The sequence below is a fragment of the Mucilaginibacter rubeus genome (assembly GCF_003286415.2).
Classification (GTDB): Bacteria; Bacteroidota; Bacteroidia; order Sphingobacteriales; family Sphingobacteriaceae; genus Mucilaginibacter; species Mucilaginibacter rubeus_A.
In genome coordinates, this window is record NZ_CP043450.1 from 3,359,677 (window position 1) to 3,377,920 (window position 18,244).

Sequence of the window (18,244 nt, forward strand, 5' to 3'; positions counted from 1 at the left end):
AATTATTAAATAAAAAGCTGGGAAGCCGTGTGTATTTACACGGTTATAGAGAAGGGAAAACCCTTGTATGCTATTAACAGCAACAACAAGAAAAAGAAAAAGCAGCAGTGTTTAACTGATAATTAGCAAGGCCGTATTTAGGTAAAAGTTCGGGTTGCATGGTGGGTGCTTTTAAATGATTTTGATTATTGTGATTTATTTTCTGAGGCAAATGTATAAAAAGATTTTACAAATACTACTAATTCTATAGAATTTATATAAATAAATTCATTTTTTATTAAAACAAGCTCCTTTCGACGGTTAAAGGCAGGTAAAATAGAAAAATCGCCACATCACATTCCTTTTTCGAGTCTAAATTTGCAATTCCGCATAAAAGCGTACATTCATATCATTATGGATATAACTACCCTAATTGTCATTACCATTATTGTTTTTATTATCGCATTTGCGGCTTTCAGATTGTTTGATGTTAAAAAGAAAAAGCAGAAACTTGAACTGGAACGATCTGCCAGGATTTTGCCACTATATAAAAAAGCCGAAAGCATCACTGGCTTAACTGCCGAAGATGTGCTGCCCTTTGCTCAAAACCTGCTCACCCGTTATGATACTTTTTTGTATTTAAGAGAGCTTGACCAACTAAACCTGTTCCCGCAAGAATACTATACAATTGTTAAAGGCGCCGAAAGTTCGCTGGCCCAATGGCTGGAGTTCCCTACCGAGCTGGATGCCTGCCCTGATGAAATAGAACATATAAAACAGGTTACTATTGATCTTAACGGCAGGAACAATTTTATACACTACGAGGTGTTTAAGTTCCGGGTAACCCCACCTCACCAGACTGCTGAAAGCGGATGGATACTGGGCGTTGTAGGTCCATTTTTTGACGACAGCAAACCTTATGATTTTCCTGCCGCAACTTTTAGCAGGGTAAGCAGCACTATAGATAAAGTTACGCCCGAAGAAGAAGTCCAATGGGTACACGAAAATATCGCCATGCGGAGGTAGATGATGATCTCAACACCAGTTATTCTAAGCGTTAGTGAACGCGCTTCTTTACCCGGACTTACGAAGTTTTAAAAACTTCGTAAGTCTTCAGGGCTCTTAAACTCATTCAGCATCTTTCAGTTCAATCCACACCGGGGCATGATCGCTTGTTTTTTCCCAACCGCGTACGTCCCGGTTAACTCCGGCAGCTACAAGCCGTTTTTCAAGATGAGGACTTAGTAAAAAATGATCAATGCGTAAACCGGCGTTACGGCCGTAAGCATCGCGGAAATAATCGAAAAAGGTATAAATTACTTCGGTAGGATATAGTTTACGGATGGCATCAGTCCAGCCCTGCTCTACCAACGTTTTAAATGCTTCACGGGTTTCCGGGCGGAAGAGCGCGTCATTTACCCAACGCTCCGGTTTATAAGCATCAAGTTCTGTTGGCATTACGTTATAGTCGCCTGTTAATACCACAGGTTTATCCGCAGCCAGTAAACCGGCCGCATGCGTTTTAAGGCGTTCAAACCAACCCAATTTATAATCAAACTTAGGTCCGGGAGCTGGGTTGCCGTTAGGCAGGTACAGGCAACCAATGGTAATGCCATCAACAATAGCTTCAATATAACGGCTATGTTCATCGGTAGGGTCGCCGGGGAGTGCCCTGCATACCTCGGTAATTTGCTTATCCTTTTTTGCCAGTATAGCTACACCGTTCCAGCTTTTTTGCCCATGCCAGATAGCTTTATAACCGGCATCAAGAACAGCTTGTTCCGGAAAGTTTTCCTGCGGTGCTTTAAGCTCCTGCAAACAGGCAACATCCGGAGCGGTTTCTTGTAACCAGCGGAGCAAAACCGGCAAACGGCCATTCACCCCATTTACGTTATAGGTAGCTATTTTCATGACGCAATTTAAGCAGTTTAGGTTATATCATGCGTGTTGCAAAATATAAAAAGCGCTGCCACCCACGGCAAATGCTTGATTGCAATGACAATAAACAATATCAGGTTCCCTTATTTTTCAAACTCATCCGGATCTACTTCGGGCCGTTCTGGGTCAGGATCAGGAATTTCGTTCGGAATATTTTCGGGCGCTTCTTCGGGCATTTCCGGTTCTCCCGGATCCGTAGGCTGCCTGATCTCCGGGCGTTCCGGGTTTACCGGCATTTCATCCGGTTCGTTTGGCATGGTTCTCTTCTCCGACATATCTTATTAACTGCTAAGCATATAATTGGTTTTCAGAAAGATTTTTATCTCATAAAATACCTCTTGCATTTTAAAAATGTTTAATTACATTTACAGTGTACTACAACACTAATACACTAAACCATGATTCAAATCAATAATTTGAATTTCAGCTACAACAGCAAAAAGCCGTTGTTCAAAAATCTAAACCTTTCATTAAAGGCGGGCCATATCTATGGCTTATTGGGCAAAAACGGGGCCGGGAAATCAACCTTATTGAAAAATATTGCAGGTTTGGCTTTTCCGCAATCGGGCAAATGCCTTATAAACGGAACGGAAAGCTCAAAGCGACTGGTATCTACTTTACAAAACCTTTATTTTATTGCCGAGGAGGTTTATGTACCTGCTTTAACACCCGGGCAGTTTTTAGAGAGGACCGCCGGCTTCTACCCCGCTTTCAGTATTACCGACTTTTATAGCTACCTGAAAATACTGGACATTGACCCTGATTTGCTGATGACCAAAATGTCATACGGCCAGCAAAAAAAGATGATCATCGCTTTCGGGCTTGCTACCAATACCGGTGTACTCATACTTGATGAACCTACTAATGGCCTTGACATCCCATCAAAAGTGCAGTTCCGGAAATTGATTGCTTCGGTTTTAAATGAAGAACGCTGTATTATTATTTCAACTCACCAGGTAAGGGATTTGGATAGCCTCATTGATACCGTGTTGATTTTGGACGACCACCGCATCGTAATTGAGAACTCAATAGATGAACTTACCGAAAAGCTGTTCTTCGGTGTTTTTAAAGACCTTACCGGAATGAATGTGCTGTATGAAGAAGATACTCTCATGGGCAAATACGCTATTATAGAAAACACCGCAGGCAAGTATGGAAAAATGGATCTCGAACTATTATTTAACGCTGCCACAACCAATAGCAGTAAATTATTAAACGTATTAAAACCAGCCACCCTCCATGAATAATTACTTTAGTCTAAAGCGCTTCCGGCAGTTGTTTATAAAACATACCGTTGAGCACTACCGTACCTATTTAATGTCGGCTTCGGTTTTAGCAGGTGTTTTTTTGCTTGGCGGTATGTTTATATTTTACATGATCCAGGGGCCAATGGATGCCGGATTTCAGACCGCATTATTTGCCATGCTTATGGTTATAGCTGGGCCAATATTTACCAGCACCATATTTACCGATTTTGGCGATAAGCGTAAAGCTATACCTGCACTCACCTTACCGGCATCACAGCTCGAAAAATTTCTGGTCAGCTGGATTTACTCATATGTTATCTTCCTCCTGGTATTTACCGGCATCTTTTACCTTGTTTTATCCATATTGCTTAACCTGAAACAATGGCCGGGTCATCACCCCGAAATGCTTTATATATTTCAGGATAAATTTTGTGTGTTACTGCTTATATTTTCACTGCTGCAAGCCATCACCATGTATGGCGCTATCAGGTTTGAAAAACTGCATTTTATTAAAATAGGGTTCAGCTTCTTTATTTTTTATGCATTGCTGATCCTCGTGAATACAATATTCCTGCGGGTACTTGTAGGCAGACAAATCTTCCCTGCAACACCATTTGCCTTCCTGAACTTTCCAGATGGCACAAACTATTACTCTATTGGTTTAAACGCGCAACAATCGGCCTGGGCTTTTATTGTGCTGCCTGTTGTTGTCCTGCTATTTTGGATAGCGGCCTATTTTAAACTCAAGGAAAAACAGGCTTAAAAAAGACGATAATGGAATTTAAAGATAATGAAGCGATATACATCCAGATAGCGGCTTTTGTAAGCGACCAGATATTGATGGGCAAATGGCCCGCCGGACAAAAGATCCCATCGGTACGTGATATGGCTGTTGAACTGGAAGTGAATCCCAATACGGTCATGCGATCATACGAGTTTTTACAGGGGCTCGAAATTATTTACAACAAACGCGGCCTGGGCTTATTTGTGACCGATGACGGTTTTGAGAAGGTAAAAGCTTATCGCAAAGAAAACTTTGTACGCCAAAACCTGCCCGAACTTTTTAAAAACATGTACCTGTTAGGTATATCAATAGATGAGATCAGCCTGCAATATAAAAACTTTCAGGCACAACAAAATAATGAACTAAACCAGGCCAATCACGATGAAAACAAGCAATAAATTTTTACTTATCGCGGTATTATTACTGATCATTTCGGTAGGGATATATGATATTCAGCTTAAAGCCGAATATCTTAAAGGCGATTATAAAAACCCCTACCACGGGTTCATCAACTTAAAATACAGGAATTTTAAAGTTATTAAACTCGGCTCATCAACGACTATCAATATTACACTGGTAAAAGGGCCCTTCAAAGTACTTGCAGATCCCGATGCTATGGAATACATCAAGATTGACCAACGCCATGATTCCCTTTTTATACGGGCAGCGTTTAAGGCAAACTGGCACAACGTACGCTCGGACCAGGTGTTATATATATCATGCCCCGAGCTCACATCATTTGATGCAGATGCCAAATACATGGCTGCCGAAACACAAGTGATTGATACCGCTGCCAGTGCCGATTTTAAATGGCGGCCCACGACTATAACCGGTTTCAGCGGCGATAAGCTAAATATCAGCGCAGACCATGCCTCCAACCTATTTTTAAAGAACAACAAGTTCAACACTTTAAATGCCGTTGTTGGCAGTAGTAACGGCGCTGTTTCAAACTTAACTATTGAAACAGGCAACCAATTCGGAAAAACCAACCTCGATATCCGGAACAAAAGCCGCTTATGGATCAAGGATGACAGCCTCAGCAACATAAACTACAAACTTGCCGATAGCGCCAAACTTATCCTGAACGGAAATACAAGACAGATCCGAAATAATAAATAACCAAAACTTAGCAAATCATGAAATTAGTAATCAACTCGCTGTCTAAAACATATGCCAACGGCGTACATGCATTAAAAGATGTTTCACTTACCCTTAGTAATGGCATGTTTGGCTTGCTTGGCCCAAACGGTGCCGGCAAATCATCACTGATGCGTACCATAGCAACCCTGCAGGAAGCTGATAAAGGCAGCATTTTTTTAGATGACCTGGATGTATTGAAAAACAAAACCGAAGTTCGCCAGCTACTTGGATACCTGCCCCAGGAATTTGGCGTGTACCCTAAAATATCGGCCGAACGCATGCTTGACCATATTGCACAGTTGAAGGGCGTTGGCAATAATGCAGAGCGCAAAGACCTGGTACTACAACTGTTAGAAAGCGTGAACCTTTATAAAGACCGTAAAAAACACCTGGGCACCTACTCCGGCGGTATGAAACAGCGTTTTGGAATAGCACAAGCGTTAATTGGTAACCCCAAACTCATTATTGTTGACGAGCCAACCGCAGGCCTTGATCCTGCCGAACGGAACCGCTTTTACAATCTGTTAAGTCGCCTGGGCGAAAACACCATCGTGATCCTATCAACGCATATTGTTGAAGATGTGAGTACACTCTGCGCCAATTTCGCCATTATTTGCCAGGGCGAGGTGCTTTATGCAGGCGACCCGGAAACCGCGGTAAATGAACTGAACGGAAAAATCTACAGCAAGGTGATCACACAGTCCGAACTGGGCTTTTATAAAGATGATTACCAGGTGATATCAACGCAGCTTAAAACCGGCAAACTTCATATCCGCGTTATCAGCGAAGCAGAACCCGACAACGGTTTTATCAGCAGCATCCCCAACCTGGAAGATGTATACTTCAGCAACATCGCTACACGAATAGATGTAGACACCATTTAAACCTACTATAAACCAATAGTTTATGTTTCTTAAAATATTTCTGTTCGAGATCCAGAATCGGGTCCGCAGGCCAGCCGTTTACCTATATTTTTTGGCAGCACTTGTATTTACAGTGTTTACCTTTTCAACAGGCTCATTACCACTGGGCGAAAAAGAGCACATTAATGCGCCCTATGTACTCGCCTTATGGTGCTCCGGCATCACCATGATGATCACGCTGGTGAGTTCCTCCATCATGGGCACCGCGCTATACCGCGATATTGAGTATAACACAAAAGATTATTACTTAACCTACCCTATCACAAAAACCGGTTATTTCTGGGGCCGTTACCTGGGTTCGTTTGTTTTCATGATCGGCATAGCATCGGCAGTTATTATCGGTGCATTTATTGGCACCAAACTTGGCCCTGTCATGGGATGGACAGATGCCAAGCAATACGGCCCCAATAACCTTATTTACTACCTGCACCCGTTTTTTACTATCGGGCTGCCTAATGTTTTATTCACTTCTTCGTTGTTTTTTGGCCTTGTGGCGCTTACGCGCAACGTAAAAGTGATTTATTTTGGTGGCATCCTGCTGTTCCTGTTCTACTTTATCGCGCTGTTTTTTCTTAACCATGTTAACAATCCAACGGTAATCAATCTCAGCGATCCCTTTGGGCTTAACGGCATTAGGATGCAAACCAACAATTCGAGCGCTCTTGAACAAAACACTACACTGTTCCCGGTAACCGGTACGTTTATGCTCAACCGTATATTGTGGGGAGGTATAGGGATAGTTGTTGTACTTTTCACCTATTTCCGGTTCAGCTTTGAGCGGTTCTTTAGTGGCCGGCGCGATAAGGCAGCTATTGATGAGGTGGGTGTTAAAACCAAGACTGCAATTACTATCAAGCCTGCGGTTAGCTTTACGGGCAAATACAACAGGAACACTCTAAATAACCTGGTAAAGGTCGAGCTGCTGAACATTATCCGCGATAATTATTTCTGGATCATATTGCTGAGCGGCACTTTGTTTCTCGGCTTTGTACTTTGGCTTGGCAATAACATGTATGGCGTACCCGATTTTCCACGTACGGTTACCCTCCTGGCAATTTTTAATGATGCCTTTCCCTTTTTCATTTTCTTTATCATCATGTTTTATACCGGCGAAACCCTGCACCGCGACAGGGCTACCCGCTATGCATTTATCAATGATTCGCTCCCGCCCCCAAACTGGGTACTGAATGGCTCAAAGCTTATCACCTTATTGCTTATTGGCACCGGGCTATCTTTTATACCAATCATAACCGGCATTATTGTTCAATTATTAAAAGGCTATTATACCTTCAATTTGCCTGCCTATTTCATCTATATCGGTTACATACTGCTGCCTTCGCTGCTGGAGATGGTTGTTTTTTGCTATGTAATGCACGTTATCATACATAACAAATTCGCGGCACATGGTATAGGCGTTTTTTTATGGGTGATAGTTTTCTTTTTGCGCAAAACAGGCATTTTTGATTATAACTTGCTGCTGTATTCATATACGCCATCTTCAGGTATATCTGACATGACAGGCATGGGCCATATGGCAACGCCCGTTAATTGGTTTAACCTCTATTGGTTACTATTTGCCGGATTGCTCATCATTGTTTCGGCATTGTTTTACTACCGTGGCGTAACCTCATCTTTTAAAGAACGGCTGCGCTTATTTCCGCAGCGTTTTAATAAAAGCACGGCTTTGATCACTACAATAGTGGCTATAGCGTTTATAACCGTTGGCGCGTGGAATTATTACAACATCAGCTTTTTAAACAGCTACCTCATCAAAAGCGAAAACACTGACAGGGCCGTGTTGTATGAAAAAACGCTAAAAAAATATGAGCGCCTGCCTCTTCCTAAAGTAACCAACATAAAAATGGAGGTAGAGCTTTATCCTGATAAACAGCAGGTATCTTCGCATGCATGGGTTACAATCACCAATAAAAACAAAGTTGCCATATCGCAAATGCTGCTGGATGGTGATGACCTTACCGCTTATTCGATTAAAAGCGGTGGAGTATCAGTCCCTTTTACAAATCCTCTGCTTTATCCCCGTGGGTTTTTCAACTGGTTCAGGCCGAAGGTTGATACCGCCGATTTTCGCTTGTACCAGTTTACAAAACCTTTAATGCCTGGCGATTCACTAACACTGGAAATCAATGCAGAAATAGTACCCAAAGGATTTACCAACGGCATGTATGCCGCGGCCCTCGTTAACAACGGTACATTTTTTAACGGTGGATTACCCGGACTGGGCTACGATGAAGACGATGAACTAAGCAGTCCGTACGAACGCAAAAAAGCCGGCCTACCCGAAAAAAAGGAAGAAGAAATTCAGCAGAATGATCCTAAAGGCATTAATACCTTAAAAGCCGGCAGAGCGGCCGACCTACTTAAACTTGACATTACTATAGGCACCCTGGCCGGTCAAACTGTTATTGCTCCCGGTAGGCTTGTAAAAAACTGGCAACAGAACGGTCGTAACTATTTTCACTACGTGCAGGATAAACCAGGCATGTATATGCCAATGGGTATCATATCCGAAAAACTGGCCGTAAAGAAAGCAACCGTTCAGTTGGATCACAAAGTAAATATCGAGATTTACTATCATCCTGAACATAACACTAATATCGACAGGTACATCGCCGCTTATAAAGATGGATTAACTTATTATAGTAATGTTTACGGCGATTATCCGTCTAACGATATCCGCTTGGTGGAAACATCTGTTTACGGCCCACGGGATGCCTCTATGACGACGTTGAATACTTACGCCGAATACTTTGGATGGAATGCCGATTTCAGCGATCCTAACAGTTTTGATTATTGCTATGCCAATACTACAAGATTATTATCACAACAGTGGTGGCGTTTTCAGGTTGCCCCAAACAGTACTATAGGTAGCCTGGTAATACCAGAAGGGTTATCAAACTATGATCAACTGGTGATGGCCGAGCATAAATATGGCAAGGATAACATGCGTTACACCGTGCTTGATCAGTTATGGTATTATCTGTTCATTAGGCGGCACCTCAATGAAAACGAGCATCCTTTAATAAAAGCCAATCAATGGTTTTTATGGGGAGGCAAAGCAAGCGTCGCCTTATATGGCCTGCGCGACCTGATTGGCGAAGACAGTCTGAACGTGGCATTGCGCGAGTTTAAAAAGGCCTATGCGTTTAAAACAGATGGTCCGTTTGCGGGAGCCAACAACCTTTACCAATGTCTTCAAAAGCATGTACCCGATTCGCTACAATATTACCTTACAGATACCTGGCAAAAGATCACGCTGTATGATAATGGGGTAACCGAAGTAAGCAGTAAACCCACCGGTAATAAAAACGAATACAAGGTTACCTTCAAACTAAACATTGATAAAGTATGGAAGGACGCCAAAAACAATGATATCCCGGCAATAAACATGAACGATTATATTGATATCGGCATCTTTGGCAAGCAGGTTAAGGGTGCAAATAACCGAATGGTAAGCAACACGCTATACCTCAAAAAGTATAAACTGAAACGCGGTCAACAACAATTCAGCATTGTGGTTAAGGGTCAGCCAGCTTCGGTAGCCGTTGATCCCTTCAGTAAACTAATTGACAGGAACCCTAACGACAACATTAAAGACCTTTAGGAGTAAAAACGGTTAAATAAAACTGCATATCATGCTCGTCATTGCGAGGTACGAAGCAATCCCCTACTTTACAGGGCGGACTTGCATAGCCCCTCTGCCTATTGGGGATTGCTTCGTACCTCGCAATGACGGCATGTTTTTAAACAGCTTTTAAGAAATACTACGGCTTAAATAACTTATTCTCCCCTTCAATTTCAACATTAGCCTGTTCAACTACTGCTTTGTATTCATAATCGGCTTTTAAGGGAAGTGTTGCTTCAAACGTACCATCGGCATTAATATTTACCCAGGTGCCTGCCGTCCACTTACCTGCATACAAGGTTTCAACCTGCCCATGATATGGGCGATAATCAAACCGGGCCCGTTTTGCCGAGATGCTTTTATAATTCAATACCTTGCCTTTTAAAGCTGCTCCGGCTTTCACTTTTAAAGCTGCACCGGTTTCAACTATGGCGGCTTCATTAAAAACCGGATTAACATTTTCTAATTTAATAACCACAGGGTTAGGCCAGCGATGATCGTCATAAATGCGTTGGGCCTTAACAACCGAAACTTCAAGCCCCTTATCGGTTTGTTTGTATCTGCAACTTACATCATCCGTTTTATATTCAATTACTTTACTATTTTGTCCCAATACACTCACCTGAGTTTTATCAGTGGCGATGGCAGAGCGGATCAGGAAAGTTTTCCGGGCCCCCTCCTTCCAATCGGCAGCATTGGTGACGATAGCGTAAAGTGTATGGCCATTTTTAGCGGTGAACCAAGTATCGCCTTCTTTACTTATTACCCAGCTTCGTACACTGTCAATACACTCGCGGTTAACAAAATACCATGCCGACATTTCGCGTAACCTTTCTTCCTGTTCAATGGGCAATGCACCATCGGGCTTAGGGCCTACGTTCAACAAAAGCGAACCACCTTTAGCCCTCGCCTCTATCAATAAACCTATCAATTGATTGCCCGATTTATACCTTTCATTAGTTGGCTGATATCCCCAGGCAGTACCCATGGTAATGCATGACAGCCATGGCTCATTGATCATGGCTCCCGGCATGATCTGCTCCGGAGTTTTAATAGCTCCACGGGTTATCAGCAAATCCGGCTGTAATTTCCAGCAGGTTTGTTTAACTACTTCTTTAGGATCGCCATCTATAAAAAGTACATCTATTTTACCGTAGTTAGTCATCAACTCCTCGCATTGTTTCCGGGTATAGTCGTCATATTCACGGCGGGTTTCCGCGTCCATCTTAACATCTGTACGACTGATAGCAATATGATGATCTCGAAGAAAGTTAAAATCCTCCGGCGAAAAATAGAATCCAACCTGTAGGCCCGCTTCGCGTGTAGCATCAACGAACTCCTTTAAAAGGTCTTTTTTATACGGTGTATGAGTTATACTAAAATCTGTTGTTTTGGTATCCCACATACAAAAACCTGAGTGATGCTTGGTTGTAAAAACGATGTACTTCATCCCGGCCAGTTTAGCCAGGGTTGCTATCTGGTGCGGATCAAACTTTGAGGGATCAAAAGTTTTAGGCAAATCATTAAAATACCGGTTAACGTAGTCATCACTTGCACCAACCAGCGAGTGACTGATCACCAACCCTAACTGGCTATCCATACTAAAATGGATAAACAAACCTAAACCCGTGTTTTTGAGCCACAGTTCACGTTCGGGTTTATTCAGGTTATAATTACTTGCATTATCATCTTTAACCAAATCATTTTGTGCCGATGCGCTTTGAATACCGCAAAACAGCAGCAGGAAAAAAAGGTATTTCTTATACATTAAACATGGTTTAAAAAAATCAGGGAGAGCCCCACGCCCTCCCTAAAACAACATCAACTAATCAAACTTCAACATTATTGTTTATCCCACCAGATCCTGGTTAAAAAATCATCGGGACCCTGACGCGCGATTGCGGCCGCATATGATGCCGCGTTAAGGTTTTGCTCACCAACCGGGTACAACATTCTCCTAAATATTTTACCACCAGTAGCATTACCAACATAATTATTAGGCACCAGAGCCGGATAACCTGTACGCCTGTAGCTTGCAAAAACCTCCTGCGCATCAGGGAATATGCCAACCCAAAACTGGGTGTAGATCTGCTCCATTTTCTGATCAAGTGTACCACTGGTGTTAAAAGGATGCGCGTTGATATATGAATTGATCTGCGCTGTAGTAATGGTACCCGCGCTGCCTGCAATAATACTCCATTGACGCATTGACGCGGCTATACCACTCTGGTACAATGATTCGGCAGTAGCGGCGGTATACCAGCCCCTTGCCGCGGCTTCAGATAAAAGGAAATAACTTTCGGCAGCGGTAAAAACCAATCTTGGAGAGTTTAACAGCAATATGGTTTTGGGATTTGGTTCTGAGTAAGTCACAAAATCTGCAGGCTTAGCATTCAGGCCTGATGACATCCCTTTCTGGATAGCTGAAGTAGTATCAGCCACACCACCGTTCCATACAACAGACACTATAGCCAGACGTGGGTCTTTATTGGCTTTTAAATAATTGATAAACACATCCTGGTATTTGCCACCTTCGGTATTGGTTGAACCATTACCTGCTATATAATCATTGTTATAAAGATCAAGCGCTAAGGGGTTTTTATTGATATCCTGACCTGCACCAACATAAGCTACTTTGGCAACATCGGCATCATCAAGAATAACGCCGCCGGCTATGGCTTTTGCAGCCCAGGTTTGTGCTTGTGCAATGTCAACCTTGGTCATGCGCATAGCACACCTGAGCATTAATGAATAGGCGAATTTTTTCCATTTCGCCGTATTACCACCATAAATCAAATCGGATGCGCCAAAAGTAGTTTTTGTAGCATCAAGGCTCTGAGCTGCCTGGTCAAGCTCCTTCAATAAATCGGCATAAATATCTTTTTGGGCATCATAAGCAGGTTTATATACCGCCTGGTTATAACCCTGTGCGGCTTGTGAATAAGGGATATCACCGTACAGATCGGTAAGCCTGCTAAAGCAATACACTTTCCAGATCCGTGCTTCGGCCTGTAGGTTTACCTGCGATGCATCGGTGCCAACGGCTTTCAATACTTCAACCAATTCGTTGATCTCGTTAGGGTAAGCATTACTAAAAGCAGCTGCCGATTGTGGGCTCTGGCTCAAAACATATTTTGATCCGAAACCTGCTACATCATTAAAACTGGTGGTGTATTGCATGGTTCCCAGCAAGAGGTCAAGCATGCGGGCGGTACCATCATACTGCGCTTTGGTAAAAATGTACTGTGGTACCGCTTTTGACGAAGCATCGGGGTTTACGTTAAGTGTATCGAAGTTTTTGGTACACGATTGTGTGCCGATAATGCCAAGCATTACCAGTGAGCAATAAATATATTTGGTTAAATGTCTTTTCATCATTTTCAATTTAAAGTATTAAAACTTAACAGCCAGGTTTACACCAAGTGAGCGTGTACGCGGCAAACCGATAGACTCGAATCCCTGCGCGTTACTGTTTGTAAAGCTTTGTTCCGGATCGAAGTTGTCTGTCTTCTTATAGATAGTCCAAAGGTTCCGGGCAACAAAAGAAATACTGGCCGATTGGATTTTAACTTTGTTTAAAAGGTTGGTTGGAAGAGCGTACGACAGGATAACCTGGCGGAGCTTAACAAAGCTGCCATCGTGCAAAAACAGGTCGGAGTATGTTTTATAGTTATCATAGTATGACCTTAAGCCGCTTACCGGCACCGTGCGGGTATAAGGAGCACCTGTTTGATCAACACCATTCAACACCAATCCGTTTTCCCTGCCCGGCAATGTTGATTTCATCAAGCCTAAACGGGTGGCGTAAACTTCCATTACCGAAAACACCTTGTTGCCAAACTTACCATCAACCAGGAAGTTTAACGAGAACCTTTTATACCTGAATTCGTTAGTTAAACCCATAGTAAGCGGAGCAACGCTTTTACCCAGCTGCTGCAGCGGGGTTTGTATCGGCAAGCCAGTAATGGCATTAAATACCACATTGCCTTGAGCATCCTTTTGCATACGGGTACCAACCAGCATACCAAATGGTTTGCCTTCAATATTATCTAAAATACCCCAGTTACCTACCGAGGTAGCCAACTGAATGGTGTTAAGACCTGGTGCCAGTTTAACAACTTTGTTATCGTTGTAAGCCACGTTATAGCTTGTAGTCCAGGTGAAATTGGCTGTTTTTACAGGTGTGCCATTCAATAAAACCTCAATACCCTTATTGCTTACTTCGCCAACATTCAGGATCACGTTATTATAGCCTGAAGTTGAAGAAATGGCCGTGTTTACGATATCGTTGGTTGTTTTACGATCATACAAGGTAACATCCAAACCTAAACGGTTCTTGAGCATCTGCAACTCAAAACCACCTTCAAACGTTGTTGAAGTGTAAGGCTTAAGGTTGCTGTTGGTGATGTTGTTGCTTGTTACGTTTTGCAGTGGCTGTCCGGCACTTGGCACATTGCTGTAAGTAAGGTTAATAACATACGGATCGGGAGCACCGCCACCTACCTGCGCCCATGAACCGCGCAGTTTGGCCATGTTAAAAAACTCAGGGAGTTTAACAGCATCCGAAAGGATAAAGCTACCGCCTATACTTGGATAGAAAATGCTGTTACTTTTAGGACTAAGTGTCGAAAACCAATCCTTCCTACCGGTGAACGACAGGAACACCAGGCTCTTGTAATCAAAATCGGCCGAGCCAAAAACCGAGTTGGTTACGATTTTGGCGTTATACGGCGTTGTTGATGAAACAGCAAGGTTGGTAAAACTGTAAAAATAGGGGATAGTAAATTGCGAACCGCTAAACGTTAACTGGTTAGTTGCGTTTTTACGGCTGTTTACACCACCCAAAATGCCCACGTTTAAATCGCTGATAATCTTAGTCCGGTAACTAACCGTAGCCAATTCGTTTGTTTCAGATACATCCGACTTGATACCTGCGTACTGGCCATTAGGAGTATATAGGGTACCGGTTGGCAATATGTTGGTATAGTTGTAGTTAAAAAAGTCGCGGCTGATAGTTGCCTTAAAAGTAAGGTCTTTGATAGGCGAATAAATGATTGATCCCTGGCCTATAAAACGGTTCTTTACATCGTCCTCTTTGTATTTGTTGATCACAAAGTACCCGTTTGAAGCGATTGACGCGTCATTCCAAACCATTTCGTTACCCATCGCATCATAACCTGGTTTAAGCCAGCGAACATCAACCGTGTTAGCTACTTCAAGCGGTGTCCAGTTAGGGTTACCCAACGCGTCGCCTGCACCGGTACGGTTATGGCCTGTTTCGACGTTGTACTGCGCTAAAGCCTCTATTGAAAGCTTGTTACTTAGCTTTCCGTTTAGCGCAAGGTTAAAAGTTTTACGATCATAGGTAGTCCCCGGCAAAATACCTTTACTGTTCAGATCGGCAGCCGAAAACCTGTAAGTAAAGGCTTCATTGCCACCTACAAATGCGAGGCTATTGGTATAAGTGCTACCTGTTTGGTAAAAGTTTTTAAGATTGTTCTTCTGCGCTACATAAGGGTGTGCAAGCCCGTCGACAGCAACATAGTCGGTTGAGCCGTCAATTTTTGCTCCCCATGAGCGTCTTCCGCTGGCTTGTGCGGCTGCCAGTGTGATTGGTTTTACGCCACCGTCACCCTGTCCGTATTCATACTGATAATCAGGAAACACAGCAACATTATCATAGGTAGCTGTAGAGTTAAACTCAACCCCTACGCCTTTTTGGATGCGACCTTTTTTGGTGGTGATCAAAATAACACCATTTGCCGCCCTTGAACCGTAAAGCGCGGCAGCAGTACCACCTTTAAGCACGCTGATCGATTCAATATCATCAGGATTGATAGCTGCTATACCATCGCCACGGTCAACGTTGTTGGTGATACCGTTAACAGTTGCTGCACCGCCCGGTACACTGTTGTCAATCGGCATACCGTTCACCACATATAATGGCTGGTTATCACCTGCAAGGCCACCGTTACCCCTGATCACCACGCGGCTTGATCCGCCCGGACCGGTTGATAAACCAGCCGCGTTAACACCGGCCACTTTACCGGTAAGTGCGTTAGCTACGTTATTTTCACGTGCCTGGGTAAATTCGGTACCTTTTACCTCGGTAACCGAATAGCCTAAGGATTTTTTCTGCTTGCTGATACCAAGCGCGGTAACTACAACCTCATTAAGGGCTTTGTTATTTTGCGCGAGTTTAATTTGTAAAGGCGACGTAGGATCGGTTACAGGAACTTCCTCCTGGTTATATCCTACATAGGCCACCACAAGGGTTAGGGGCTTACCAGCATACTTGTCTGGTATTATCAGCTTAAAATTACCTGATAAATCGGTGGTTGCCCCTACTTTATTATCCATTTTTAAGTAAACCGATGCGCCAATAACCGGCTGGCCATCGCCAGCATCAACAACTTTACCGGTTAATGTAACCGCTGCAACAGCCACATTAACATCCTTTACTGTAAAAATGGAAATCTGGTTATCATTTATCTTACGATAGGTTAGCTGAAAGGCCGATAACAATTGTTTTAAATTATCATCAAGTGTTAACTGGCTTATATTGGTTGTTAAATTTGCCGGTACAAACTTGTTATCAAGCAAACCTTCCTGGTAAGCTATCTGAACATTAAACTGTTTTTTCAGGTTATCGAGCGCGTCTTTCAGTAGGATCTTGCTTTCAACAGCCTGGGGTGCCGTATAACCGAAGCTTTTGGCGTGCACACGGTTGTTACTGGTTAATGCCATTTGGGCAAAACCGTAAACCGACTGGCCGAGCAAAACCATCAGGAAACAGCAACATCTAAAAAAATTTGATGAGTCGAGTTTTCGCATAAAATGTTTGTTTAGGGGGTTAGTTTTGTTTAGTAATAGTGATATTTTTATCGGTGCGTATAATTTTCACAGGAAGCGTAGTAGAGATGGTTTCTATCAGCTCATCAACATTCGGCACATTTATTTCTCCCTCTATTTTGAGCGTGGTTAATTCGGGCCTTGAAAAACTAACATGATAACCATAGTCATCGGTCATGATCTCGCTGATCTGCGCCAGGGTAGCGTCATTAAATAAAAGCTGGTGCTTTGTCCATTTGGTGATCTTTTCCGGAACCGGGAGGAAAACGCGGGTAACGTTTTTCTTATAAGCATGGCGCACATAGTCGCCCGGCTTCATAATCAGCGATTGCTTTGCAGATACAGCGTCGACATAATCAAGCCTGATCTTTCCCTGTACCAGCCCTACATCGGTTTTATTGTGACGGCTCCGTACATTAAAGGTTGTGCCCAGTACTTCGATATTCATATCCGAGCAGTGCACGATAAACCTTTCGGCCGGTTTTATTGAATGGGGGTCTTTATTGATATGCTTCACATTGAACAAGCCCTCGCCGCTTATCCAAACCTCACGCGGGTTTTTATCCCAATTGTCTTTGTAGCTTAATTTTGAGTTTCCGTTAAGCACAACGGTTGAACCATCAGGCAAGTTAACCGTACGCAATTCGCCAAAGGGAGTATCAATTTCTTGCTGACGGGCTTTAGTAAGCCACAGCGCGATACCGATAGACGATACCAGCAATAGCATCGCGGCAACACGGAGGTATTTGTTTAATGTGAATATTTGGGGCTTAACCTGATCGGTTTGTAAAGTAGCAGCTATTTTGAGCCAAACCTTTTCCTGGTTATTACTATTGGTAAAAACGTCCTGCTTCCGGTAAGTGGTGATGATTTTTGACGCGTCGGCAATTATTTTTCGCTGACCGGGATATTGGGCAGCTATTTCCTGCCATAATAAACCATCATTTGCAGATGGATTGATGACCGAACGAACAAAATCGTCATCTTCTAAATAATCGGCAAGGGTATAATTACTATATTTTGAGGTTAGCATTGGATATAAGGTTGTTATTTTACCCTTATAGACAGCACCCTATCCCAATTATCCCTACAAACCGAAAAAAAAATTATTTTTTAGTGATTATTTACGCAAAAGCACGAATACAGCGCTAAAACAATTGCTAATTTGGATGCTTTAAGTACATCCTGAAGATTATCAAAGGCCTTATAGATCAATTTATAAGCCGAGCTCACGTTGATTTCCATGATATCGGCTATTTCATCATAACCTAAACCTTCGTAAAAGCGGAGATATATGATTTCCTGCTGCCGCGGCGGCAATGTTTTTATATGAAACTTGATTTTTTTTTGTAATTCCAGTTCCTCTTCATCTGCAATAATCTGCTGATCAAATGAAATTTCGAAAGGGAAATTATGCTCAGCTTCGTCTTCCAGGTCAACAAAGCGCGATTTTGATTGCAGCTTACGGAAAATAATGCTCCGCAGGGATTTGAAGAGATAGTTTTTTACCGAAACCGGGTTGCCCAAGCCTGCCCTGTTTGTCCAGAGCCTAATGAAAAGATCGTGTATGGCATCTTCAATTACGTTTACATCCCGTGTAAATTTGTAACCGTAATTATTCAGGATCTTGAAATGATTGTTATATAAGCGGGTGTAAGCATCCCAATTGCCTTCTTTAAAAGCAAGCCACGTAGCAGTATTATGATCGTCATGAACAATTTGTTCGTGAGACATAGCT

14 protein-coding genes are annotated in these 18,244 nt (G+C 42.8%); 7 read left to right on the forward strand and 7 right to left on the reverse strand.

The genetic code is table 11. The annotated features are described in order from the left end of the window. Nucleotides 1-393 precede the first annotated feature (393 nt). Nucleotides 394-1,005 carry a hypothetical protein gene (locus DEO27_RS13090; RefSeq protein WP_112574247.1) on the forward strand — a complete coding sequence of 204 codons (612 nt, stop codon included), beginning with the start codon at nucleotides 394-396 and terminating at the stop codon, nucleotides 1,003-1,005. A gap of 102 nt (nucleotides 1,006-1,107) precedes the next feature. Here DEO27_RS13090 and xth read toward each other — a convergent pair whose 3' ends face one another. Continuing rightward, entirely contained in the window at nucleotides 1,108-1,890 is a 783-nt protein-coding gene (gene xth / locus DEO27_RS13095) for an exodeoxyribonuclease III (RefSeq protein WP_112574248.1), read from the reverse strand. A gap of 110 nt (nucleotides 1,891-2,000) precedes the next feature. Continuing rightward, nucleotides 2,001-2,192, reverse strand: coding sequence for a hypothetical protein (locus DEO27_RS13100; RefSeq protein WP_146750087.1), 192 nt, complete (start codon nucleotides 2,190-2,192; stop codon nucleotides 2,001-2,003). A gap of 123 nt (nucleotides 2,193-2,315) precedes the next feature. Here DEO27_RS13100 and DEO27_RS13105 point away from each other — a divergent pair, with 123 nt between their 5' ends. Genes DEO27_RS13105 through DEO27_RS13130 form a run of 6 tightly spaced genes read left to right on the forward strand, consistent with a single transcriptional unit; the run spans nucleotide 2,316 to nucleotide 9,633 of the window. Beyond that, nucleotides 2,316-3,164 (forward strand): ATP-binding cassette domain-containing protein, encoded by an 849-nt coding sequence (locus DEO27_RS13105; protein WP_112574249.1) that lies wholly within the window; start codon nucleotides 2,316-2,318, stop codon nucleotides 3,162-3,164. Next, nucleotides 3,157-3,927 carry a hypothetical protein gene (locus tag DEO27_RS13110; protein ID WP_112574250.1) on the forward strand — a complete coding sequence of 257 codons (771 nt, stop codon included), beginning with the start codon at nucleotides 3,157-3,159 and terminating at the stop codon, nucleotides 3,925-3,927. Before DEO27_RS13105 ends, DEO27_RS13110 begins: the two co-directional genes overlap by 8 nt. Before the next feature lie 11 nt (nucleotides 3,928-3,938). Then, on the forward strand, nucleotides 3,939-4,346 hold the full coding sequence (locus DEO27_RS13115) for a GntR family transcriptional regulator (protein WP_112574251.1): 408 nt from the start codon (nucleotides 3,939-3,941) through the stop codon (nucleotides 4,344-4,346). Next, nucleotides 4,330-5,067, forward strand: a complete 738-nt coding sequence (locus DEO27_RS13120; protein WP_112574252.1) for a hypothetical protein — start codon at nucleotides 4,330-4,332, stop codon at nucleotides 5,065-5,067. The genes DEO27_RS13115 and DEO27_RS13120 overlap by 17 nt, the downstream gene beginning before the upstream one ends. A gap of 17 nt (nucleotides 5,068-5,084) precedes the next feature. Beyond that, a complete protein-coding gene (locus tag DEO27_RS13125; protein WP_112574253.1) occupies nucleotides 5,085-5,972 on the forward strand; it encodes an ABC transporter ATP-binding protein in 888 nt (295 codons plus the stop codon). Between the two features lie 22 nt (nucleotides 5,973-5,994). After that, complete coding sequence (locus tag DEO27_RS13130; RefSeq protein WP_112574254.1) at nucleotides 5,995-9,633, forward strand: ABC transporter permease/M1 family aminopeptidase; 3,639 nt, start codon at nucleotides 5,995-5,997, stop codon at nucleotides 9,631-9,633. 160 nt (nucleotides 9,634-9,793) lie between these two features. Here DEO27_RS13130 and DEO27_RS13135 read toward each other — a convergent pair whose 3' ends face one another. The 5 genes from DEO27_RS13135 to DEO27_RS13155 form a co-directional block, all read right to left on the reverse strand. Further along, entirely contained in the window at nucleotides 9,794-11,422 is a 1,629-nt protein-coding gene (locus tag DEO27_RS13135; protein ID WP_112574255.1) for an alpha-L-fucosidase, read from the reverse strand. Between the two features lie 74 nt (nucleotides 11,423-11,496). Continuing rightward, nucleotides 11,497-13,032, reverse strand: coding sequence for a SusD/RagB family nutrient-binding outer membrane lipoprotein (locus tag DEO27_RS13140; RefSeq protein WP_223818239.1), 1,536 nt, complete (start codon nucleotides 13,030-13,032; stop codon nucleotides 11,497-11,499). 15 nt (nucleotides 13,033-13,047) lie between these two features. After that, the gene (locus DEO27_RS13145; protein ID WP_112574257.1) at nucleotides 13,048-16,488 is read right to left on the reverse strand and encodes a SusC/RagA family TonB-linked outer membrane protein; all 3,441 of its coding nucleotides are present in this window, start codon (nucleotides 16,486-16,488) and stop codon (nucleotides 13,048-13,050) included. A gap of 19 nt (nucleotides 16,489-16,507) precedes the next feature. Then, on the reverse strand, nucleotides 16,508-17,539 hold the full coding sequence (locus DEO27_RS13150; protein WP_112574258.1) for a FecR family protein: 1,032 nt from the start codon (nucleotides 17,537-17,539) through the stop codon (nucleotides 16,508-16,510). An 80-nt stretch (nucleotides 17,540-17,619) separates the two neighbouring features. Then, nucleotides 17,620-18,240, reverse strand: coding sequence for an RNA polymerase sigma factor (locus DEO27_RS13155; protein WP_112574259.1), 621 nt, complete (start codon nucleotides 18,238-18,240; stop codon nucleotides 17,620-17,622). Between the last annotated feature and the right edge of the window lie 4 nt (nucleotides 18,241-18,244).

Bases quoted from the DNA above. Each gene is read 5' to 3' on its own strand.
- DEO27_RS13135 (WP_112574255.1), bottom strand. From the start codon at position 11,422: ATGTATAAGAAATACCTTTTTTTCCTGCTGCTGTTTTGCGGTATTCAA.
- xth (WP_112574248.1), bottom strand. From the start codon at position 1,890: ATGAAAATAGCTACCTATAACGTAAATGGGGTGAATGGCCGTTTGCCG.
- DEO27_RS13150 (WP_112574258.1), bottom strand. From the start codon at position 17,539: ATGCTAACCTCAAAATATAGTAATTATACCCTTGCCGATTATTTAGAA.
- DEO27_RS13115 (WP_112574251.1), top strand. From the start codon at position 3,939: ATGGAATTTAAAGATAATGAAGCGATATACATCCAGATAGCGGCTTTT.
- DEO27_RS13105 (WP_112574249.1), top strand. From the start codon at position 2,316: ATGATTCAAATCAATAATTTGAATTTCAGCTACAACAGCAAAAAGCCG.
- DEO27_RS13100 (WP_146750087.1), bottom strand. From the start codon at position 2,192: ATGTCGGAGAAGAGAACCATGCCAAACGAACCGGATGAAATGCCGGTA.
- DEO27_RS13110 (WP_112574250.1), top strand. From the start codon at position 3,157: ATGAATAATTACTTTAGTCTAAAGCGCTTCCGGCAGTTGTTTATAAAA.
- DEO27_RS13155 (WP_112574259.1), bottom strand. From the start codon at position 18,240: ATGTCTCACGAACAAATTGTTCATGACGATCATAATACTGCTACGTGG.
- DEO27_RS13090 (WP_112574247.1), top strand. From the start codon at position 394: ATGGATATAACTACCCTAATTGTCATTACCATTATTGTTTTTATTATC.
- DEO27_RS13130 (WP_112574254.1), top strand. From the start codon at position 5,995: ATGTTTCTTAAAATATTTCTGTTCGAGATCCAGAATCGGGTCCGCAGG.
- DEO27_RS13125 (WP_112574253.1), top strand. From the start codon at position 5,085: ATGAAATTAGTAATCAACTCGCTGTCTAAAACATATGCCAACGGCGTA.
- DEO27_RS13120 (WP_112574252.1), top strand. From the start codon at position 4,330: ATGAAAACAAGCAATAAATTTTTACTTATCGCGGTATTATTACTGATC.
- DEO27_RS13145 (WP_112574257.1), bottom strand. From the start codon at position 16,488: ATGCGAAAACTCGACTCATCAAATTTTTTTAGATGTTGCTGTTTCCTG.
- DEO27_RS13140 (WP_223818239.1), bottom strand. From the start codon at position 13,032: ATGATGAAAAGACATTTAACCAAATATATTTATTGCTCACTGGTAATG.